General features: G+C 58.5%; 18 protein-coding genes and 2 pseudogenes. 13 read left to right on the top strand and 7 right to left on the bottom strand.

The window, feature by feature from the left end:
* Positions 1-132: 132 nt before the first annotated feature.
* From BLV07_RS00395 to BLV07_RS00385, 3 genes are all read left to right on the top strand, one after another.
* Positions 133-1020 (top strand): efflux RND transporter periplasmic adaptor subunit, encoded by an 888-nt coding sequence (locus tag BLV07_RS00395; protein ID WP_176945270.1) that lies wholly within the window; start codon positions 133-135, stop codon positions 1018-1020.
* 1445 nt (positions 1021-2465) lie between these two features.
* Positions 2466-3716, top strand: a complete 1251-nt coding sequence (locus BLV07_RS00390) for an NAD(P)-binding domain-containing protein (protein ID WP_143035313.1) — start codon at positions 2466-2468, stop codon at positions 3714-3716.
* A gap of 293 nt (positions 3717-4009) precedes the next feature.
* Positions 4010-4975: an ATP-grasp domain-containing protein gene (locus BLV07_RS00385; protein ID WP_091878272.1), complete on the top strand. Its 966-nt coding sequence runs from the start codon at positions 4010-4012 to the stop codon at positions 4973-4975.
* A gap of 174 nt (positions 4976-5149) precedes the next feature.
* Here the strand turns inward: BLV07_RS00385 and BLV07_RS50030 are convergent.
* Positions 5150-5303, bottom strand: a pseudogene (locus tag BLV07_RS50030) (IS5/IS1182 family transposase); the annotation flags it as partial.
* Between the two features lie 53 nt (positions 5304-5356).
* On the opposite strand from BLV07_RS50030, the gene BLV07_RS00375 reads away from it, so the two are divergent.
* The 4 genes from BLV07_RS00375 to BLV07_RS00360 all read left to right on the top strand — a co-directional run bounded on the left by BLV07_RS00375 (position 5357) and on the right by BLV07_RS00360 (position 8842).
* Positions 5357-6019: an arylesterase gene (locus BLV07_RS00375; protein WP_091878270.1), complete on the top strand. Its 663-nt coding sequence runs from the start codon at positions 5357-5359 to the stop codon at positions 6017-6019.
* A gap of 678 nt (positions 6020-6697) precedes the next feature.
* On the top strand, positions 6698-7063 hold the full coding sequence (locus tag BLV07_RS00370; protein WP_091878268.1) for an efflux RND transporter periplasmic adaptor subunit: 366 nt from the start codon (positions 6698-6700) through the stop codon (positions 7061-7063).
* Positions 7064-7214: 151 nt separating this feature from the next.
* A complete protein-coding gene (locus tag BLV07_RS00365; protein WP_091878266.1) occupies positions 7215-7649 on the top strand; it encodes a hypothetical protein in 435 nt (144 codons plus the stop codon).
* Between the two features lie 620 nt (positions 7650-8269).
* Complete coding sequence (locus BLV07_RS00360) at positions 8270-8842, top strand: transglutaminase-like cysteine peptidase (protein ID WP_502689881.1); 573 nt, start codon at positions 8270-8272, stop codon at positions 8840-8842.
* A 3-nt stretch (positions 8843-8845) separates the two neighbouring features.
* Here BLV07_RS00360 and BLV07_RS47280 read toward each other — a convergent pair whose 3' ends face one another.
* The gene (locus BLV07_RS47280) at positions 8846-9007 is read right to left on the bottom strand and encodes a hypothetical protein (protein ID WP_176945269.1); all 162 of its coding nucleotides are present in this window, start codon (positions 9005-9007) and stop codon (positions 8846-8848) included.
* Positions 9008-9111: 104 nt separating this feature from the next.
* A complete protein-coding gene (locus tag BLV07_RS00355; RefSeq protein WP_091878262.1) occupies positions 9112-9453 on the bottom strand; it encodes an H-NS histone family protein in 342 nt (113 codons plus the stop codon).
* Positions 9454-10528: 1075 nt separating this feature from the next.
* Here BLV07_RS00355 and BLV07_RS00350 point away from each other — a divergent pair.
* Entirely contained in the window at positions 10529-11275 is a 747-nt protein-coding gene (locus BLV07_RS00350; protein WP_091880168.1) for a LuxR C-terminal-related transcriptional regulator, read from the top strand.
* A gap of 244 nt (positions 11276-11519) precedes the next feature.
* Here the strand turns inward: BLV07_RS00350 and BLV07_RS00345 are convergent, their stop codons facing one another.
* Complete coding sequence (locus BLV07_RS00345) at positions 11520-11792, bottom strand: hypothetical protein (RefSeq protein ID WP_091878259.1); 273 nt, start codon at positions 11790-11792, stop codon at positions 11520-11522.
* 222 nt (positions 11793-12014) lie between these two features.
* Between BLV07_RS00345 and BLV07_RS50240 the strand changes: the two are divergent.
* Positions 12015-12201: pseudogene (locus BLV07_RS50240) on the top strand (hypothetical protein); the annotation flags it as partial.
* An 863-nt stretch (positions 12202-13064) separates the two neighbouring features.
* Positions 13065-13550, top strand: coding sequence for a phasin family protein (locus BLV07_RS00335; RefSeq protein ID WP_244550920.1), 486 nt, complete (start codon positions 13065-13067; stop codon positions 13548-13550).
* Positions 13551-13840: 290 nt separating this feature from the next.
* Here the strand turns inward: BLV07_RS00335 and BLV07_RS00325 are convergent, their stop codons facing one another.
* A complete protein-coding gene (locus BLV07_RS00325; protein WP_176945268.1) occupies positions 13841-14626 on the bottom strand; it encodes a Crp/Fnr family transcriptional regulator in 786 nt (261 codons plus the stop codon).
* Between the two features lie 427 nt (positions 14627-15053).
* Positions 15054-15521, bottom strand: a complete 468-nt coding sequence (locus tag BLV07_RS49665) for a MarR family winged helix-turn-helix transcriptional regulator (protein WP_091878255.1) — start codon at positions 15519-15521, stop codon at positions 15054-15056.
* 312 nt (positions 15522-15833) lie between these two features.
* Here BLV07_RS49665 and BLV07_RS00315 point away from each other — a divergent pair, with 312 nt between their 5' ends.
* From BLV07_RS00315 to BLV07_RS00305, 3 genes are all read left to right on the top strand, one after another.
* Positions 15834-16175: a hypothetical protein gene (locus BLV07_RS00315; RefSeq protein ID WP_091878253.1), complete on the top strand. Its 342-nt coding sequence runs from the start codon at positions 15834-15836 to the stop codon at positions 16173-16175.
* A gap of 482 nt (positions 16176-16657) precedes the next feature.
* Positions 16658-17857 (top strand): ABC transporter substrate-binding protein, encoded by a 1200-nt coding sequence (locus BLV07_RS00310; protein WP_091878251.1) that lies wholly within the window; start codon positions 16658-16660, stop codon positions 17855-17857.
* 133 nt (positions 17858-17990) lie between these two features.
* Positions 17991-19793: an AMP-binding protein gene (locus BLV07_RS00305; RefSeq protein ID WP_091878248.1), complete on the top strand. Its 1803-nt coding sequence runs from the start codon at positions 17991-17993 to the stop codon at positions 19791-19793.
* A 107-nt stretch (positions 19794-19900) separates the two neighbouring features.
* Here the strand turns inward: BLV07_RS00305 and BLV07_RS00300 are convergent, their stop codons facing one another.
* A complete protein-coding gene (locus BLV07_RS00300) occupies positions 19901-20413 on the bottom strand; it encodes a winged helix-turn-helix transcriptional regulator (protein ID WP_091878246.1) in 513 nt (170 codons plus the stop codon).
* Between the last annotated feature and the right edge of the window lie 198 nt (positions 20414-20611).

Genomic DNA, 20611 nt, shown 5'->3' with positions numbered 1-20611 from the left:
TATTGAGCTCCGCTATTTTAAATTATTAATTTTCAATTAATGTTATATAAAATGGCATGGGAGCGGAAGCGGAATTCGATGGGAACTCGCATGATGCGTCCGTTTGAGGGAATTGTCCGCAGAGCTCAGCGGATGAACTACATCATGTTGTGCTTGTATCTACCAGTGGGGATCTTGCTTGCCGGTTCTGGTGCAAGGGCAGAGACCCCGGAAATCTCGGCGGGGGAGCGAGAATTCAATTGCGTGATCGAGCCGCAACAAACCGTCAAGCTGGCGAGCCCGGCAGTCGGCATGATCGCGCGCCTCGATGTTGATCGCGGCGATATCGTTCGGCAGGGCCAAATCATTGGCAAAATCGAAGATGGAGTCGAGGCCGCAACGCTGGCACTCGCGCGGGCCCGCGCAACCAATGATGCCCCAATGAAGTCGGCCGAAGCCCGCGTGCAGTTCCTGCGTCAAAAACATGAGCGTCTAAAAGAGCTTCATACAAGGTCCGTCAGTACACTCGCTTCACTCCAGGAAGCCGAAGCGGAGGTGCAGGTTGCCGAGCAGCAGCTCAAGGAGGCGCAACTCAACAAGGAGCTTGCTCGCTTGGAAGTCGCGCACGCCGAAGAGGTTCTGAATCAACGCGCGCTGCGTAGCCCGATCGACGGCGTGGTGGTCGAGCGGCTTCTCGTTCCGGGTGAATATCGAAATGACCAGAGCCCAGTCCTCACCCTCGCACAGATTGATCCGCTGAGGGTCGAAGTGTTCGTGCCCACCGCATATTTTGGTCAAATCCGTGCCGACAGCAGGGCCAAGGTGCGACCGGAGCTGCCCATCGGGGGCGTCTATATTGCCTCTGTCACCGTTGTCGACCGCGTCCTCGACGCTGCCAGCGGAACGTTCGGGGTGCGTCTGGCCTTGCCGAACCCGCGTTTGGCGCTGCCTGGGGGAATTCGCTGCAAAGTCGCATTCGTCTTGGAGGGGGCCAATCCGGCCCTGATGGCTGGTGACGCGCCATCATCCTTTCAGAAATAGAGTGTGTCGATTATCGCGAGAACCTGAAGCGGTTGATCCTGGCGACACCGAAGTGCGGTTCACCAGTCTCAGATGCAATAACTTAAAATCACTGGTGCCAAATTATTGGAGTCGGGACTTTGCGAGATCGAATGAGATGGCAAAGCCATCGTGGTCGGGGCAGCGACCCCATTTGGGCACGTATCCTGCCGAATCCCTCGTGAGACAATCCACGCGCTCCCGATCTATTCGGACGCCCTCGAACGCGAGATCCGTTTGGAGCGGCACCTGATTCTGGAGCGGCTCGCCCCCGCCCTATGCGCGAAAATTTCCACTTCGGGAACAGGCGAACCAGTGGATTTGTGGCCTTGCGAGATCAGCCGCGCACGCGCTCCGACCTTCGCGAGCGCATCACCTACTGATCAAGAGGCCGCCGGTAGACCGCCGGAGGCGATCGGAAGGCGGCAGCCGTCATGATTGGTCAGTGGACTCAATAGTGGGAGTGAGCTCGATACCGACTCGGCATTATTGGGCGGCATTGCGCCGGTGCGCACGCTGGTCGCGCTGCTCAAAACGATGATGGTCCGAGATTCGATGGCACGACCGGCAATCGGATTTGACCCAAGCTCTATCGCGACATTTCGTTCGAAGAGCCGGAGTTTCTGCGGCCCTTTGGATGGAGGGCGCAGAGAGAAGGCGCCCCCTCATACTCAATCTGAATTCAATCGGCTGCCTTGACAAACAACCCGACCAGAGCTCGGCATAAATGGACCTGAACGTCCAACCTGAGCGTTCGGTTTGAACTCCGATTCGAAGGCTCCACCGCAGGCTTCTGTCAGGCGGTACCCGGGCGGGAAGCAATGTTGGGCGATTTCGACTCGCGTCCCCGCCCTGCGCGCAAAATTCGGCGCATAACCGCGAACCGATTGCGGCGTTTCCCTGTTGCAAAAGATCTGTCCGCTCAGGGCATCCATTCGCTTGGTGTGCAAAGTCACCCGCTACGATTGTCGCCGGAACTTTGGGCGGACGAAGTTGGAACCCAGCCGTTGAGCGCTCGCCGGCCTGATATTGCGCGACACTCGCGACCCGAACGCTGCTGCCGGAGACAGACGGCAGAGCCGCGTAAGAGCAGCAGCGCTCCCGGAGAGAAGCAAACCGACGCACATTTTGAAGCGGCTCGTCCACTGGCAGGCCGAGCTGTTTCCGTTCGAGATCGGATTATTAAATTAATTTCTTATTCCAGTTGACGATTATATATAAGTTAAGCTCAATTTAATTATCCAAATTGATTAGTCGCGGCAGTTCTGGGCCACGGAGGTGCTCCATGGGCGGGCGCAGGACACTCGGCGATGCTCACGACCCCTCAAACAGCATTAGGACGGATCGAACTCGGGCGACCACGTTGTGGTTGCATTTAAATAAATAATTTAATATCATAAATTACTAAATGCCAAGAATTGATTTAATTGGGTTTTTCTATGGATGCTGAAGTCGCAATTGTGGGCGCCGGTCCTTATGGCTTGGCAGTTGCGGCACATCTGCGTGCTGCGGGGGTTGATCATCTAATATTTGGGCACCCTATGGAGTTGTGGCAGCGCCACATGCCCGAAGGAATGCTGCTGAAGTCAGATGGCTTTGCTTCCAATCTCTACGATCCTGAAAATGCGTTCCCACTGTCGAGATTCTGTAGTGAGCATTCAATCGAGTACAGCGACACCCTGGTCCCAGTGCGCCTGAAGACGTTCATCGACTACGGTATGGCGTTTCAAGAGCGCTTCGCCCCCGCGTTGAAAGAGACGACGGTTCACTCGCTTCGCCAGCATGGCAACGGTTTTGAATTTGACCTTGAGAACGGAGGCTGTGTGCGTGTCCGGCGAGTCGTCCTGGCCACAGGGATTGGGCATTTTCGTTATTTGCCTGCACCTCTCGCCGCATTGGAAACAGGGCTTGTATCACATAGCTACGATCACCATGATTTGGGCCAGTTCGCAGGTCGTAGCGTGGCAGTCATTGGTGGTGGCGCATCGGCAATCGATCTTGCCGCCCTGCTGAAGGAATGCGGATCCGATGTTACATTGATCTGCCGGCGTGAAAACTTGGTTTTTGCGAACCCGCCCTCAGCAGGGGAATCCTTGTGGCAGCGCATCAGACGTCCCCGCTCCGGTATAGGGCCAGGCCTGAAGTCTCGGATGTGTACCGACGCACCGCTTCTTTTTCACTTCATGCCTGACGGTTTCCGCGGGGAAGTCGTTCGACGGCATCTCGGACCTGCGGCGGGATGGCCGATGAAGGCTATGTTCGACGGTCGCGTCCCTGTCCTCAGTGGTCGCGAATTGGTCAGCGCGTCCGTTTCCGGCGGACGCGTGCGTCTGGAATTGCGGAGCAGTACAGGCGATATCGCAGGCATGAGCGTAGACCACGTTATCGCTGCGACGGGGTATCGCACCGACATCGGACGGCTTAATTATCTCGATCAATCGGTGCTCTCGCGCTTGGCGTACGTAAATGAGGCTCCGCGATTGTCGACGCGCTTTGAATCCTCGCTCGAGGGGCTGTTCTTCGTCGGACCGGTTGCCGCAAACAGCTTCGGTCCGATGTTGCGTTTTGCATTTGGCGCAGGCTTTGCCTCGCAACGTCTGATACCAAGCCTGTGCCGATCGCTTCGCAGGTCGCAAGAAGGCTGGAGGCGGCAGGTCGACGCATGGGCGGAGAGATGACTCTAAGAGTACTGCTCGCGCATAGTGTGTTGTGGCCCAACGTCGCGCGCTTGGCGATGGCGTTTCGGAAGGCGGGCTTTGATGTTGACGTCGTTGCGCTAGCCGGGCATCCGATTCATAGGATGCACTCGCCAAATCGGACATTCGAATATCGGCCGATGTCTCCCTATAGCTCCGTTAAAGAAGCGATAGCAGCGTCACAGCCTGATCTTATCGTACCGTGCGACGATCGTGTCGTCGGTCACTTGCATAGGCTATATAAGGAGACATCAGCAGTCGGCAGTCGTCCCGAGATGCAGCGGACAGCTTCGCTGATCGAGACGTCGCTGGGATCGCCACTGAGTTATCACGTCGTGGCCAAGCGTTCGTTCTTGACGAATCTTGCGCAATTGCCTGATGTACATATTCCGCAGACGTCTGCAATTTACGGATTTCGGGACCTGCTGGATTGGGTCCGGCGGCATGGGCTACCTGCCGTTCTGAAGCTCGACGGCAGTACCGGCGGCAGGGATGTGATCTTGATACGTACGATGAGTGACGTGTTGCCTTGCCTTCTCAGAATGCGACTTCAGAAAAGCTGGGTTCGCCGCATGAAATCATTCCTCTTTGACGGAGATGTCGAGCCGATTTTCGCTCCGAGGAGCTTTTCGACTGCACAAATGTGTGTTCAATCGTACGTCACGGGGCGCCTTGCCAACTGTGTAGTCGCGTGCTGGCGTGGTGACGTTCTGGGTTGGGCAGCCGTAGAAGTCTTGCAGCGTGGCCGCGATTTCGGCATCGCAACTGTGGTTCGTCGTGTAAAAGGGGAGGCGATGATCGCCGCGGCACGCTCAATCGCGCGACACCTGAAGCTTTCCGGCATTGTTGGTTTCGATTTTGTGTTGGATGATGTCACCCAGCGCGCTAACCTCATAGAGATCAATCCGCGCGCAACTCAAATCAATCATTTTCCGGGTTACGACAGCCCAGATTTGGCTACGGCACTGTTCTGTGCAGTTCGCAGTGAGCCAGTAGTCAGTACAGCGAGTCAACAGTGGAAAGAAGAGGTAGCTTTATTCCCGCAGGAATGGGAGCGCGACCCGTCTAGTAAATGGCTGTCGACGGCATTCCACGATGTGCCGTTCGAGGAGCCGGAGCTGGTGCGATATTTTGGCTACGAAACAATCTCACGGGACCTTCATCTGAATTGTTCCGAGCGCGCGCCACCGGGAGCGGTGCCGCCTCATCTGGACCTGTTTAAACCAGGATCAGGTACGTGAACTGTTTTCAATGCATCTGATTGCCCTGTGCTTGGCAAAAGGTCTTGCGCACCGAAAAGCTCTAGTGGCTCTTGATTTAGTAGCAATCTCCGTGTCTGCGCGGCGTTCGGCAGGCTCTCAAACAGAACGAACGCCTCTCGCGCTTGCGCATAGACCTCCAGACTAATTGCAGGCTGCGATTGGGCGGAATGTTGGTCCATGCGCCTCTCTTCATGGAAAGTTCTCTAATCCACTCGGCGTCGTAGCCACGATCAGCAAGCAGCATCGATCCGCGCATCAGGCGAGACAGAAGTCTTCCAGCAAGCCGACTATCGTGAGCCTCGAGGGGGTAGGTCGTCATAGCGCCTTGCTGTTTGTTCGCTATCCGGATTATTGTTTAGTATGGTCACGCCCACTCTTCACCTCACGATCATTGTCGCCGCGGTTTCCATCGTGCTGGCGTGGACAACGAACCATAATGTTCGAGCCGATGAAAGGGTGGTCAGAATTGTCGCGCTCGGGGATTCTCTCACTGCCGGGTACGGTGTTCCTGCCGGCTACGCCTTTCCGAAGAAACTAGAATTTGCATTGAGAGCCAGAGGTCAATCGGCCGCGGTTGCAAATGCCGGTGTGTCTGGTGACACAGCTGCAAGGGGTCTTGCCAGATTGAACCGATCGATCAGTGACGATACCGACGCGGTAATCTTGGAACTCGGTGCGAATGACATGCTTAGGGGATTCGAACCAAATGTCACTCGCGCGGCGCTCGCGGAGATACTGCGCAATCTCGAAGCGCGCCGGATTGTCGTGCTTCTTTGCGGGGTGCGGACGCAACCCAGCCGTGGAGATGACTACAAGCGTGCCTTTGCGGCGATGTTCTCTGATCTTGCCAGAGAGCACAATGTGTTGTTCTACCCGGCTTTCGACGATGCGTTTGTGGATGATACTCAGCTCAAGCTGCCGGACGGCCTACACCCGACAGCGGCCGGAATCGAAGCTGTCGTCACGCGCATATTGCCAAAGGTCGAAGTCCTCATCGACCGCGCGCGTCATAGGGACCGTTGATCCCTTCCAGGTTGTGCCGAATGACGCCCATTTCATTGTCCCGGACGAGGCGATGAATAGCGGCGGGCCGCTTCCGCTTATGGGCCCATCGGCGACATCGGGGATGTCCGCCCTTCGACCATTGTTGGGGAGGGGGACGGACGTCAGTCGGCCAGCCCGCTTAGTGAGTAGATGTGCCAGTGCGCCTTCGGCGAGGCCGGACCGGGGCACGCCGGTTCAATCCGCGTTACTATTGCGAGAGGTAATCCTAAGTGATCGCTTCCGCACGCCAGCCGAGACGATGTCAGCGCTAGCGCATTGGTCGGCGCGATCATTGCAGGCTTCGCGCAGCAACAGAGCCCATTGGATGTGGATGATCTAGTCCGTGCCAACGTGCGGCTGCGTCGCATTCGGCAGATCCGCCATGACATACTTGTTGGAATGCCCAAGCCCGAAGCTAGCGAGGCGTCTTGCTGGATTGGAGCGCTATCAGAGGCCGGTTCGGGCCGCGCAACGGCGCGTCCTGAAGCGCTGGCTGAAGTAGGGACAACAAGAGCGAAGGGCAGGCGCCCCGAGCCGTTGCGTTTGGAGAGCTTGCCGATTTCATGCCCTGTCAATCGCGCGAACGGTGAGGATCTCAATCTTACTCAATCGCTCGCTCCAGCAAGGAGCGCGGCGGCATCATGAACGCGCTGCTGCGTGGTGGTCGAGCGGCTTCTCGTTCCGGGTGAATATCGAAATGACCAGAGCCCAGTCCTCACCCTCGCACAGATTGATCCGCTGAGGGTCGAAGTGTTCGTGCCCACCGCATACTTTGGTCAAATCCGTGCCGACAGCAGGGCCAAGGTGCGACCGGAGCTGCCCATCGGGGGCGTCTATATTGCCTCTGTCACCGTTGTCGACCGCGTCCTCGACGCTGCCAGCGGAACGTTCGGGGTGCGTCTGGCCTTGCCGAACCCGCGTTTGGCGCTGCCTGGGGGAATTCGCTGCAAAGTCGCATTCGTCTTGGAGGGGGCCAATCCGGCCCTGATGGCTGGTGACGCGCCATCATCCTTTCAAAAATAAAGTGCGTCGATCATCGCGAGAGCCTGAAGCGGTTGATTCTGTGATGCCGAAGTACGGTTCACTAAGTTTCTGAAAGAAAATTTTACTTGTATTAATTGTTTTATTTAATAATGTAAATCGATGGCGGAAACTATTAAATTTGGAATTTAATATGACGCTGAATTATATCGGAGACATCGAGTTCGTCGGCGAGGTCGAGTGGGATGGCAAGGCCATCGTGGTCGGGGTAGCGACCCCATTTGGGCACGTGTCGTGTAGAATCCCTCGTGAGACAATCCACGCGCTCCCGATCTATTCGGACGCCCTCGAACGCGAGATCCGTTTGGAGCGGCACCTGATTCTGGAGCGGCTCGCCCCCGCCCTACGCGCAAAAATTTCTATTTCGGGAACGGGCGAACCAGTGGATTTGTGGCCTTGGGAGATCAGTCGCGCACGCCCTGCGGCTGTCGCGAGCGCACTACCCGCTGATCAAGAGACCGCCGGTGGATTGCCGGAGGTGATCGAAAGGTGCAGCCGTCATGATCGGTGGTTCAAATCGGCTGTCTTGACGAACAACTCGACCAACGCTCCGCATAGTTGGACCTGAACGCTCAATCCGAGCGTTCGGTTCGAACCCCGATTCCAAAGCTCCATCGCAGGCTTCTGTCAGGCGACGTCCTGCGCGAGAAGCAATGGTGCTGGTGATTTCGACTCGCGTTCGCGCCCTGCGCACAAATTCGGCGCATAACCGCGGACCGAGTGCGGCGTTTGCCTGTCGCAAAAAAAATGTCTGCTCATTGCAGCCATTCGCTTGGCGAGCGAAGTCATCGCTACGATTGTCGCCTGAACTATGAGGGGACGAAGTTGGAGCCAGCGCTCCTTCGGCGCCGTCCGCCCGATAACAGCGCGACGCTCGCGACACGAACGCCACTGTCGCTGACAGACGGCATAGCCGAAGGGCAGCAGCGCTCTCGGAGAGAAGTAACCGACGCGCATTTGAACCTGCTTGTCCACTGGCAGGCCCAACTTTTCTTCCGAAGTTGGATTATTTAATCTCGCTGTTATTTTGCTTGATAATTAGATAAAATTTAATACATTTAAATACGGCAATTAATCGCGCAGTTCTGGCCATGGCTGGCTGCGGCTGGATCCGAACCTCAGTGGTGTTCGCAAGGGGATCGGCAGATGTATCGAGTCTCCGGCTCCGTGTTGGTTGTAGCGGTCGCCATGATGGCCGGAGGTACTCCATGGGCGGGCGCAGGGCGCCTGGCAATGCCCATAACTTCTCAAGCAGCGCTAGGGCGCATCGAACTCGGACGGCCCACGCTCCCGCCTCTGACGTACACGATGTTCTGCCTGCGCTATGAGGCCGAATGCCGCTCGCGGCGAGGCTTCCGGGGCGGCCCGGTCCGGCTGACCGAGGAGCGGTGGGCGGATCTCTTGGAGGTCAACCGCGCGGTCAATCTGGCCATTGTGCCGGTGCCCAACGACCTCGGCTTGGCCGGCGAGGCGTGGAGCGTCAATCCCGATCGCGGGGATTGCAACGACTACGCTGTAAGCAAACGTCACGAACTGCTTCGGCGTGGCTGGCCGGCGCGGGCTTTGCTACTGAGCGAGGTGATCGTCAGTTCCGGAGAACATCATTTGGTGCTCCTCGTCCGTACCCGGAGCGGCGATCTCGTGCTCGACAATCTCGCCCCAGAGATCAAGCTCTGGTCGCGAGTCCCCTATCGTTGGCTTCGCGTACAAATGCCGAGCAGTCATCAGCTGTGGGCGACGATCGACGGGAAAGGGGCGTAATCGTTACCGGGCGAGCGCGATGCGGATCGCCATTTCCTTTCCCTTGGCGCCGCGCTCCCGTGGATCGGGCTTACTGCTCATCGGTGGACCGGCAGCGGCGATATCCGCAAGTCGGCCCACCATGGCCGTCGTTGCCGGCCCCGTGCAGTTCGGCATTGTGGTCAATGGGCTGCGGCCTCCTGGCGGCAAGGATGGCCCCACCGCGGAGTAAGCCGCCCACGGCAAAGGGCATCGTCTCGGCGCGCGGCGTCGGGATAGGGCCGTGGTGCTCAGCCGGTCCGGCGGCGGCTTTGTCCGGATGGGCGGTTGATCAGTAGATCGGTCAGCTTCTTGCCGGCTCGAAGCTGCGCTTTCAGCCATCGGGGCTGCTTACCGCGACCGGACCAGGTTTCGGATGGGTCCTTCGGGTTCCGGTACTTCGGCAGCACTGGGGGGTAGGGACGGCGCGCACGCTCCGCGTTCGGGGCCCCGGCAGTTCCCTCAATCCTGCGAAGCCGTTCTTCGAGCTTGGCTTTTTCCGCGATCATTCTCCGACTAAGAACAGTCGTCACCTCATCGTAAAGCCGCCACAGCTCGGCCGTGGTCGCGGATGCCCAGTCGTCCTTCTCCATGGAAGCCGTCCCCACTACTTCCGATTTGAAATAGGAGGGGGACTTATCAGGTCGAACCCGGGTCGGGCAAGCACGATCGGCTCGCGCGCAGCCCAGTGTGCAACGCGGTTCTTCTTGACGCTACCGGCCGGGTCCGTGCCTCCGACCGACCGGCCGCCTCTCGGCTGCTCTCCGCCGACGGACCCTTCGCATTGGACCAAGCAAGCGCTGCTCGGCCATCAACACGCGACTACGTAAATTCTGCAATTCGGTGAATTGAACGATCAGCGCCTTATGCGTTTGACGCAAAATAGCCGAAGAATACATGTGACCACCTACTCATGACCAGCGATGAGCCCGTGACTGCAGATTGAATGTTGCGGGTTGACGAAATGCCGCCCCAACTTTGCTGACAAGGTTTTCATCGGTGCTACTACTGAAGCAGTACAGTTATCGTTCGAGATCCCTGATCAATGGTTGGAAATAAATTCGTGCCCCTCATTTGAGCCTCCCGGCTGGCACACGACTGAGATCGGAAGGATTCCAGCCGCTGTCGCGCTTGATGACCAGTCCTCGCATTATCTTTGAATAGTATTACTTTTTTGCGCCTCCTCCTCCTCCTCCTTCTGGGGCCTCCTGTCTGGGACGAGGCTTTTTGCTTCGCTCCGGTGAAACTTTGTCGAATGTTAGATTTGAATCGTGAATGTCCCTATATATCGTTCGTAATAAGTGGCCGGTGACGAGTTAGATGATGTTAACCAACACTGACGAAGCGGCCAAATTACTGCATCAATACATTCTGTGGGAGGATTTTTATGCAACTACAACTCATAATTGCAGTAGAAACTGCAGTTTAGTCGATGAATATGCGGTTTCGGATTTCCTTGAGGAGGCCCCGCATTCTTACGGTGCTGCACGCATTCTCTAAGCGAGTTACGTTGATGCGGCCATCAAGCGTTGCCGATTCGTGCCGTGGCGAAGTCGGCAGTGCGACGTTTTGGCAGAACGGATTGGTTATGCCTCCTGCGCGTCTCTATAGAGGGAATGGTGGATTAAACGGCTGCATGCGGAGTTGTTAGCGATAGGCAAGGGAAGCATGCGCCGCATCAAAGTCGTCATCGCGGATCGGCACCCGATCGTTTTGCAGGGCATCAGCAGCGTCCTTGCGACGCAGCACGATTTTGCGATCGTGGCCTCCTGCGGCGATGCTGCGAGCTGCATCGAGGCGATCCGACTCCTCGTGCCGGACATTGTGCTGGTCGATAACGCAATGCCCAACGTCAGCCGACCGGATCTTCTTGCTCTGGCAAACATCGCTGGCCGAGGAGCCCGGGTCATTTTCTTCGCCGGTAAGGCTGGCGATCGCGAGTTGCAAAGGCTGGCCGCGGACGGCGCGTGCGTCGTTCTCACGAAGGATGCGCAGCCGGAGATGCTGGTCGCGACCCTGCGGAAAGTTGCACAAAACCAAGGACTTGCGTCGGGGTCGACGGGCCCTGGTGGGGAGATCAGTGAGGAGCCTCGCGCAGGTGAGGAGAAGTCCCTGACACAACTGACCGACCGGGAGCGGCAGATCATGAGGCTCGTATCGGAGGGGTTGTCGAACAAGGAGATTGGGCGCCGCCTGAACATTGCCGACGGTACGATCAAGGTCCACCTTCACCACATCTTCCAGAAGCTGGATATCAGCAATCGTACAGTTCTCGCGGCATTGGCGATTTCGCAAAACGAGCAGCATGCAGCTCCGCGTGAATTCGCCCCCTCCGGGCTGCTCCAGCCGGATCCGGTGGTTCGAGATGACGAGGACGCCAAGCGCAACGGTGTCCTTCCGGAACGTACGCGTTAGCTGCAAATCGCACTTGATTGGATATTGTTGCCGTTAACCTCGCTGCACCTTCGGTGTAGGCCTTTGCTGTCGCGGGCGTGCAATGGGGCCGGTGCACGCAGGCAGGACAGGACGATTTTACCCGCGGCCTGCCGGCCCCAGCAGCACTAAAGAGGGAGTTTGACGCCGCAGCCGGCGGCGCTCTCAGAGACCTGCGAACAATCGTCGATTGTTTTCGTGCATCCTGTCCGAGATGCGTCGTTCATTACGTTAAGTGGGGGAGGTCGGTTGTCGCAGCCAGATGCTCAGCCATGTTGCGGCAGGCCCCCTCGGCCTCGGCCAGCGTTCGGAAGGGTGAGCCGCTGATCTTGACCGCGCCGTTGTTCTGGTAGAGCGGTCGCCAACTCGCCAGATAGCCGGAACGTCCGTGAAAGCCTGGACCCGTGGGGCTTCCAAAGCTGATCACAAACGAGAAGCCATCGTTGCTCGCGCTCCATATCTCCATGCGCTCAAGGGATCGATGAAACTGCAGTGGCATGGCAAATCCTGCGGTGTCTTGGTGGTCGCTCGATTAATATAAATCAGAAATAAATACATTAAATCCTCAATTTGCAAGCCCGAAATTCGACGGCCGCCGCCGCGGAGAACCGCAAGTTCAAGAGGATGCGGAAAATGGCGAAGAGCTGCCGGCTCGACACACGCTTAACAGCTGCCCATTTTCAAACAAAAGTCTTGGTTGAATGCGGATTTAATATATAATATGGGGAATAAATATTTAACTCGAGGAGAGCGCATTGTGTCCCGTGACTGCACTGAAGACGACGATCGGCGGGCATTCCTCAAAACCTGCGGAAGATTCGCGGCCGTGACACCCCCCGTCATGACGCTGCTTCTGTCGACCTCCCTGACCTCGACCGCGATCGCACGTTCGGGCGGACAGACCGGTGTAACCCGAGACGACGACGGGGGCAGGTCATTCTTCGACGACGATCGTCCGTCCGGGGCAGGGTCGAGAGCCTCTGGCAGCGGGTCAGCTGGAGGTGGTGGAGCATCAGGCGGTGGCGGTGGCGGTGGTGGGGCCCCCGGAGGTGGCGGAGCATCTGGCGGTCGCCGTGGTGCGTCATCAAGTGCCGGAGGGACCTCCGGCGGTGGCGGATCCGGTGGAGGGGGAGCCGGTGGTAAAGGGCCGTTCGCGACCGGTGGGAGCTCCGAAAACCCGATCGCAGCTGGCGGCGTCGATTGTGCAGATGAAGATGACGAGGCGCGGAGACGCAATCCCGATTGCGAGCGACCCGCCACTCGAGTTTCGACTGCAACGGGATCTGAGCATTAGTGCATGCAGCTTGGTCTATCGAGCAGGAGACCTGCCATGCCTATCCGCGCTCGGGCGGACGACCCTGCTGCCGTTCTTCGCCAGCGTCTCGAAGCGCTTGCCTCCGAACTCGCAGAACTTGAGAGTCTCAGAGGCCGGGTAGATCGGGCTGAGCGCCGTCAGCGCCACCTGCGCAACCGGGCTGTCCTGGGAAAGCGAGCGAGCTCAGAAGGCAAGCAAGCAGTCGTTGCAACCTGGCAGATTTAAATTTCATCCCTGCGCCGCCTGGTCGCAATTCGTCGAATTATTGCAACGAGTGTCCGAAAGCGAACGGATGGTTCGGCTTTGATCGATCATAGTTGGCTTCGGCCGGGGGGAGGCAGTTCATTCGCAGCAGCATCCCACCATGCCGAGAATAGGGGCGCTAGTCTTCTGGCGCAGCACGTGCCGGGCGCTTTGGGGTCTTCAATCCATACCTAGTTTCGCTTGAAAGGATGAATGCTCGTGAATGATGCCAATGTGAAAGTCGAAACGCATGCCGCGAATGAGAGCTCGAACGGAGCAAAGCCAAGGTTCGAGTTGCCGCTTTTAAATTTCCAGGAACTCTTCCGCGGCTTTGCCGAGCAGGGCGCCGCGCAGGCGAGGAAAAATATTGAGAGCATGAAATCCACTTCCGAGGAGATCAGCGACGTTCTCCGTGAAGCCTGTTCTATGAACGTCAAGGGAACCATTGACTACGGCGCCAGGGTGATCGAGATCTCCAAAAACAATACCAGTGCCACCCTGGAATTTTTTTCCCGGCTCGCTGAGACCAGATCGCTGCTGGATATCGTACATCTTTCGACCGCCCAAAGCCGCGAGGCTTTCGAAGCCGCTTCCGCACAGAACCGGGAGCTTTGGGCGCTCGCGCAGAAAGTCGCGATCGATACGACCGAGCCCATCAAGACTGGCTTCAACCGGGTATTGCAAAGGACCGTCGCATAAGACCGTCTGAATCGAGGCTACCGGCCGCGCGGATCGGCTGGACAAGCCTCTCCCCGACAAGGAGAGGCGCGGTCCAGCCGATGGCGGGCGAGTGTGCTCAGAGCCGGCAATAGATTGCAGGAAATCAAGATGGGTATAGTAATGATTAAGTGCCCGGAAACGGGGAGCGCCATTTCGACGGGGATCGAGACCGATCGCGAAAGATTCCGGTGCAGCGCAGTATTCTTCTCGCGCACCTATTGCCGGATTTGCGCCGCCACACACGAGTGGTTCGCGAGGGAGGCCTGGGTCTACGAACCTGCCTTGGATAGTCGGTTACCGGTCGGCTGGCAGGCTCGCGCCGGAGCGGCGTGAAGAACCTCGGCTGCGCCCTGCGAAACGATCCGATCGATCCTGCGGCTCATCACCTTGTAGCACTCGCATGCCACGGCTTCGAGCCGCGGCCGATCAATCTCGAGCTGACCGCGCCGGTTCGATTTCAACGCTCTTGACGCGCGCAACGCGCTCACGACGTGCGTGACGGTGGTGCGGCGGACTCCCAGTAACTCCGACATGGTCTCTTGCGTCAAAGGGAGGAGATTGCCGCCATCCGCCCGGTCGTGAATGTGAAGCAGCCAGCGCGCCATCCGGGCCTCGACGGAGTGCAGGGCATTGCAAGCCGCGACGTACTGGAATTGCGTCAACAGCGATCTCGTGAAAATCTGCACCTTGGATGTGATCGCAGGGCTGCGACGCAGAGCCGGCATGAATTGCGCCGCCGGAATCTGCAGCACTGACCCTGGGACGCGGACGACCGCCGTCACGGGTGAGCGGGATGCGCCAAGCGCCGACGTCAGACCGACGGCACCCTCATGACCGATTACCCCCGTGGCGGCCGTCTGCCCGTTCGGCAAGTCCACGATAAAGGCGATCGCGCCGCCGCAGGGGAAGTGAAGGTGTTCGATCCGATCGCCTGATCGGACCAGTACGGCGTCGCGCTCGAGCGCGACTTTCCGCAAATGAGGTGCAAGCAAAGCAAAATCCGCCGGCGGCAACGCTGCTAACAAACGATTACCAACTCTGGTCGCGTGGTCCATCACGGGATTCACCCCCGACGGATAACCGGCGCTGGGACTCGTGCCGGTCGTGCCGAGCTGCTCTGCAGAGTGACAGCTCAACAGCAAGCCAACCGGCCACCTCAGATATGGTTCCAGCGATGAATGGGCATGCCGGACAGCCGCCCCCTGCGGCCGAGATCCTGTCGCGGCTCCAGTGGCGTCCGGCAGCGCCGCCGCACAACTGATCGCATCAACCTTGTGCTCACCAGGCCTACGCGGGAGCCGAAAGAGGGTTGTGCCAGCGACCACTCTCCGAACAAGCACGTCGGCCGCGATCAGTGACGCGCAAGGTGCGGACTGCAAGCGCGCTCTGAGATTATTCGGGGTCGAACTAATTCCCGCAAGAATGTTCTGACCCGGACCAACACTGGTGCAATGACGAGAGCGCCGAATTGAATCGTATGATCTACTCAGGGCGAGGGAGAGGGAGGTCAACGATCCGCTTCATCAAATCGCGCAGATCGGCGGCTTCCTGTTCGCCCATGGCCTCTTCAAAGGCTGTCTGCGCGAGCCGCCATGCAGCCAGGGCTCGCCCATGCGTCTTATGACCCTGCCTTGTGATCGTAACGATACGCTCCCGTCGGTCATTCTTGCCGACTGAAATCTCGACGAAGCCGTCACGCACGAGCGGCCTCAGGTTATGCCCCGTGGTCGCACGATCCATGGACATCAGCTTGGCGAGCTGGGCCATGGTCATCGGCCCTGACGTTACGAGATAACCCAACAAACTGTATTGCGTCGATTTGAGCCCGCTCGAGGCTAGCGCGAGGTCATAGTACCGGGAGAGACGTCTGGCTGCGCGGCGGACTTGATTGCAGTTACAGCGCGCCGGGTCATCGACCAGATTGGATGCTTTTGTTGCTGCTCTCGGCATCAATACCCCTTCTCAGCGTCCAACATAATCACACGGCTCCTATTTGCTGTCGATAGTTCCAGAACCGCACGCGCGCGCGAGAGCGTTGCGCGCTGACGCTTCCTGCTGTATATCCAAATATAGTTTGATATGCCCCTATTTTGACGGCGATCGGACTCTCAGCGCGTTCGCTCGGCGCGCCGGGCGCAGCCGGAGGAGGAAGACATGGAATCTCCAGTCTTGATCACGGGTGGCGCAGGAACCGTTGGTCATTTACGACGTCGTCCTGCGATACGCCGATGTGTATACGGCTAGAAACCAGGGCTACCCGCCATGAAGCGCATCGTGTGGTCACTGGCCCTCATCATGCTAGCAACGTCTGCGCCGGCGCGTGACGATGGCCGCTACGCCAATTCACCGCTGAAGGAATGGTTTGAGAGCCTGTCCAGCGAGCTCGGACCATGTTGCTCGGACGCTGATGGATATTTTGTCGCCGATATCGATTGGGAATCCGATCACGGCCACTACCGGGTGCGCATCGATGGCGAATGGGTGATGGTGCCGGACGGCGCCGTGGTCGCACAGCCAAACAAGACTGGGCGGACTATGGTCTGGAAATACTATATTGACGGTCATCCGCGGGTCCGCTGCTTCATGCGGGGCACGATGATCTGACATGGGAGATCTGGCTTCAGCAGGAGCGTGATTGTTCGCTCTCCCATGACTGCGCCCCGCGATACCTGGCGTTGTCCGACTCGAGGGCCCGATAGAGCCGCGCAGTAAGATCGCAAGCGTGCCCAAATAAGTACAATAATAGAACTGATGATCTCGACGACGAGGCGCTCCGCTTCCCCACGCGGCATTCCGATTGAAGGCGCTTCGCTGCTTAGTCTATTTGCGTGGAGACTGGCACGTCTCACCGGACGCAGCATGTGCGGTCCGTCCCAAAGCGATGGTCATCAAATCGCTTGACGAGTTCAAAAAAAGAACTGTAGATTTTGTGACAAGATGGCCGAGCTGAACGGCCGCAGGGCCTACCGCGCTGGCCAACCACGCTTGGACGGCGAGGCGCGCAATTCGCTCGGCGCGGTGCCGGGCGGGCGGTCAGCAAAACACAATGGCGTGCCCGGATGGGTGCGCATCAGGGAGGACGGGTCATGTTGGCGAAATGGAAGAGTCTTGCGGCTCTGGCTTTGCTTTTGAGCAGTCCAGCCTTCGCAGCCGACGAGCCGGGAGTTACCGCGACCGAGATCAAGATTGGCGGGGTGTTTCCGTTCAGCGGACCTGCGTCATCGATCGGTCTCGTGGGCAAGGGCCTCATCGCCTACGTTCAATCGGTGAATGACCGCGGCGGCATCAATGGCCGCAAGATCAACTACATCGCATATGACGACGCCTACAGTCCTCCGAAAGCGGTGGAGCACGTCCGCAAGCTCGTCGAGAGCGATGAAGTGGCGTTCATGTTCGGCCAGCTCGGCACGCCCGGCCTTTCGGCCACAGCAAAATACCTGAGGGCGAAAGCGGTGCCCAGCATCGCAATCATCAGCGGCTCGTCGAAATTCACGGACGTTGGCAGTTATCCGCTGACGACGACAGGCCTTGTCAGCTACGACACCGAAGGAAAAATCTACGCCAAATATCTGATCAGGACGCTGCCGAACGCCAAATACGCCATCCTCTATCAGAACGACGATCTCGGCAAAGATTACGTCAATGCCTTCAAGAGCTTTCTCGGCAAGGACTACGACCGAAAGGTCGTCAGCGCGTCCTATGAGGTCACGGAGCCGACCGTCGATTCGCAGATCACAACCCTGAAAAGCTCTGGTGCCGAGGCCCTGATGATCGCGGGAACGCCGAAATTCGCAGCGCAGGCGATCCGGCAAGCTTCTGTGATCGGCTGGAAAGCAACCGTGATCATCAACTTTCCGTCCGGTTCGGTCGGAGGCACGCTCGCGCCGGCTGGCCTCGACAAATCAGTCGGTGTGATCGTCGGGACGATCAACAAGGACGTCGTGGATCCGACATGGAAAGACGATCCCGCCATGCAGGCTTATCGGGCGTTTCTCGACAAGTACCTGGCCGGCGTCGATATCACCAACGGCAGCTACCTGACCGGCTATCAGCAAGGCATCCTGCTCGAGCAGATCCTGAAGCAATGCGGCAATGACCTGTCCCGCAAGAACATTCTGGCGCAGGCCAAGAACCTCAGGGATTTCGTCGTCCCGACCGCGCTGCCCGGGATCAAGGTGAACACCAGCGAATCCGAGAACATGATCTGGACGCAGATGCGTTTGCAACGATGGACCGGATCGACCTGGGAAGCCTTCGGCGAGGTGTTGGACGCCAGGTCCGAATGATTTCGCCCCAGCCAGAGTGACGGACGCGGCATCAGTTGCGTCCGAGCTTGCTCTGCGCCGGCAGGCCGCCGCTGGGCAAGACAGGACTGCACCGCCTGCGGTCGCCTTTCAGCAATTCGGGAGATCATTTTCGATGTCGACGACCGCACTGACGTTTGCACCCCGCGAGGTTTCCATCGAGCGTCGAACCGACGGCACGCTTATCTTGAGCTCACCACTCGAATGGACGCCGTGCGACTGGCGCATCACAGATTTTCTGCCGCGCTGGGCCAATGCCGTTCCGGATCGGGTTTTCCTTGCGCAGCGCAATGCCAAGGGAGGATGGGACGAGATCACCTATGGTGAGGCATGGTCGCAGGTTCAGGCGGTCGGCCAAGGCCTGATCGATTTGGGCGCTAAGCCTGCCGACAAGCTTGCGGTGCTTTCCGGAAACTCCATCGAGAACGCGGTGATCTCGTTTGCGGCGATGTCGATCGGGGTCATCTTGGCGCCGATCTCGCCGAACTACACGCTGATGCCGGGGGGCCTCGCACGCCTCAAGGACATCGCGGAAGTGCTGCGCCCGAGCTTCGTATTCGTTCAAAGCGGACGCGACTTTTCCGCCGGCCGCGCGATTCCCGAATTGGCGGCCGCGACCTGGTTCAGCGTCGATGGCGCGCCGGATACGGTGCCTTTTCAGGCTCTGGCGGCTCGAACCGGGAGCGAAGGATTCGATCGCGCATCGCGTGAGGTGCCTTGCGACGCCGTCGCAAAGATTCTCTTCACGTCAGGTTCGACCGGCTTCCCCAAAGGGGTGCTCAACACCCATCGCATGATGGCAAGCTCCCTGCAAATGGGCAGCCTGCTCGTGTCACCTCCGGCCGTGCCGGTGCAGGTTGAATGGCTGCCCTGGCACCATACGATGGGCAGTAATGTCATCCTTCACGGCATCCTGAAGAATGGCGGGACGCTCTATATCGATGATGGCCGGCCGCTGCCGCAGCTCTTTCACAAGACAGTCGCCAATCTCAGGGAGATTTCACCGACCGCCATGTTCAACGTGCCTGCCGGCTATAACCTCTTATGTGATGCGATCGAGAACGACCTCGACCTTGGCGTCACCGTGTTCAAGCGGATGGACCGATTGAGTTATGCCGGCGCCGCAATTTCGCAGGGCACCCTGGAAAAACTCTATCGATTGACATTCGCGGTCACCGGCCGACGAATTCCTGTCATGTCGGGCTATGGCACGACCGAAACGGCGCCGACAATCAGTTCGACGCATTGGGCAACGGACCAGCCCGGAGAGATCGGTCTTCCCGCGCCGGGGTTGCAGCTCAAGCTCATCCCGGTCTCCGATACCTACGAGGCCAGGGTCAAGGGCCCTAACGTCACGCCCGGCTATCTCGAAAGGCCGGATTTGACGGAAAGGGCCTTCGATGAGGAAGGATTCTACCGCATCGGCGACACTGTCTCGTTTCTGGATCCAGGGAAGCCGGAGCTTGGGCTGCGCTTTACGGGAAGAATTTCCGAGAACTTCAAGCTTGCGAATGGCACCTGGGTCTCGATCGGAAACATGCGCGCGGCAATCCTGGCCGCGACGCGCGGCGTCTTGCTCGACATCGTCGTTGCGGGCGAAAATCGCGAGGCGTGCGCGCTGCTCTGCTGGTTGAATCCGACCGAGGCGACGCGAGTTTCAACGAACCCAGCCGCAGATCTGACCTGCGATCCCTTCGTGATTCAATTTCTAAGGGATTGTTTTCAGAAATATAACGAGACCGTCGGAAGCAGCGAAAGAGTTTGTTCCTTCTCTCTGCTGAAGGATCCGCCATCAATGGCTGCCGGAGAGATCACGGACAAGGCCTATGTCAACCAACGCGCCGTGCTGAAGGTTTGCTCCGAACAGGTTGAACGCCTCTATACCAGCGAACCGGGCCGCGATGTGGTCCGAGTGTAAGGGCGAGTTGAGCGACATCGCGTGTCGGCCTGACGGCGCCCGCATGCGCTCCCTTGCGTTGCTATCCGATGCGCGGACCCTCGAGCAGCATTCCGTGGGCGGCCATCTCAAGCGGCGCGCGAGCGCGTCTTTGTCTTCCGGACCTCCGGCGCCGCCGTCGCGGGGGTGCCGCGGGCACCTGGTCCCGGATGAGTATGAACCTCCTTGGCCGACAGCGGCTCGCCGCATTCAGAGCACACCATGACCGGATCGAAGTCCTTTCCGCACTTGCGGTGCTGGTGCAGCAACGGTCGGCCGCGCTCGTCGACCATGTGGGTATCGCCCCAATGCACGATCGCCATCATGATCGGATAGAGGTCGAGGCCCTTCTGGGTCAGGATATATTCGTGACGCTTGGGGGATTCCTGGTAGGGAATACGGCGCAGGATGCCCTGCCGAACCAGCTTTTTCAGCCGTTCGGCGAGCAAGTGTCGTGTGATTCCGAGCGCCGACTGAAATCCCTCGAAACGGCGCGTGCGCAGGAAGCATTCACGCAGGATCAGAAGAGTCCAGCGATCGCCGATCACGCCGATGGTTCGGGCCATCGAACATGGCTCTTCCTCGAGTTCTTTCCACTTCATTCACCCACTCCAATCGTCCCGGCACAGGCCGTCTCCAATCGTCGCGGAGATCGGCACCGACTCTTGCATTCTAGATAGGTACTAGATTTCAAACAATACCCTTCCCAGTAGCCAAAATCAGCGGATTACAGGCACATTTGACAGTTCTATTTAAGAACTATATGGTTGCCGAAAGTCGCGCTGGCGATCGGACCGCCA

This window comes from Bradyrhizobium sp. Rc2d, assembly GCF_900099855.1.
Classification (GTDB): Bacteria; Pseudomonadota; Alphaproteobacteria; order Rhizobiales; family Xanthobacteraceae; genus Bradyrhizobium.
The sequence above is the reverse complement of the archived record's forward strand: the minus strand, read 5'-3'. Positions and strand labels throughout refer to the sequence as shown.

Bases quoted from the DNA above. Each gene is read 5' to 3' on its own strand.
- BLV07_RS00395 (WP_176945270.1), top strand. From the start codon at position 133: ATGAACTACATCATGTTGTGCTTGTATCTACCAGTGGGGATCTTGCTT.
- BLV07_RS00385 (WP_091878272.1), top strand. From the start codon at position 4,010: ATGCAGCGGACAGCTTCGCTGATCGAGACGTCGCTGGGATCGCCACTG.
- BLV07_RS00375 (WP_091878270.1), top strand. From the start codon at position 5,357: ATGGTCACGCCCACTCTTCACCTCACGATCATTGTCGCCGCGGTTTCC.
- BLV07_RS00365 (WP_091878266.1), top strand. From the start codon at position 7,215: ATGACGCTGAATTATATCGGAGACATCGAGTTCGTCGGCGAGGTCGAG.
- BLV07_RS00360 (WP_502689881.1), top strand. From the start codon at position 8,270: ATGATGGCCGGAGGTACTCCATGGGCGGGCGCAGGGCGCCTGGCAATG.
- BLV07_RS00355 (WP_091878262.1), bottom strand. From the start codon at position 9,453: ATGGAGAAGGACGACTGGGCATCCGCGACCACGGCCGAGCTGTGGCGG.
- BLV07_RS00350 (WP_091880168.1), top strand. From the start codon at position 10,529: ATGCGCCGCATCAAAGTCGTCATCGCGGATCGGCACCCGATCGTTTTG.
- BLV07_RS00345 (WP_091878259.1), bottom strand. From the start codon at position 11,792: ATGCCACTGCAGTTTCATCGATCCCTTGAGCGCATGGAGATATGGAGC.
- BLV07_RS00335 (WP_244550920.1), top strand. From the start codon at position 13,065: ATGCTCGTGAATGATGCCAATGTGAAAGTCGAAACGCATGCCGCGAAT.
- BLV07_RS00325 (WP_176945268.1), bottom strand. From the start codon at position 14,626: ATGGACCACGCGACCAGAGTTGGTAATCGTTTGTTAGCAGCGTTGCCG.
- BLV07_RS49665 (WP_091878255.1), bottom strand. From the start codon at position 15,521: ATGCCGAGAGCAGCAACAAAAGCATCCAATCTGGTCGATGACCCGGCG.
- BLV07_RS00315 (WP_091878253.1), top strand. From the start codon at position 15,834: ATGAAGCGCATCGTGTGGTCACTGGCCCTCATCATGCTAGCAACGTCT.
- BLV07_RS00310 (WP_091878251.1), top strand. From the start codon at position 16,658: ATGTTGGCGAAATGGAAGAGTCTTGCGGCTCTGGCTTTGCTTTTGAGC.
- BLV07_RS00305 (WP_091878248.1), top strand. From the start codon at position 17,991: ATGTCGACGACCGCACTGACGTTTGCACCCCGCGAGGTTTCCATCGAG.
- BLV07_RS00300 (WP_091878246.1), bottom strand. From the start codon at position 20,413: ATGAAGTGGAAAGAACTCGAGGAAGAGCCATGTTCGATGGCCCGAACC.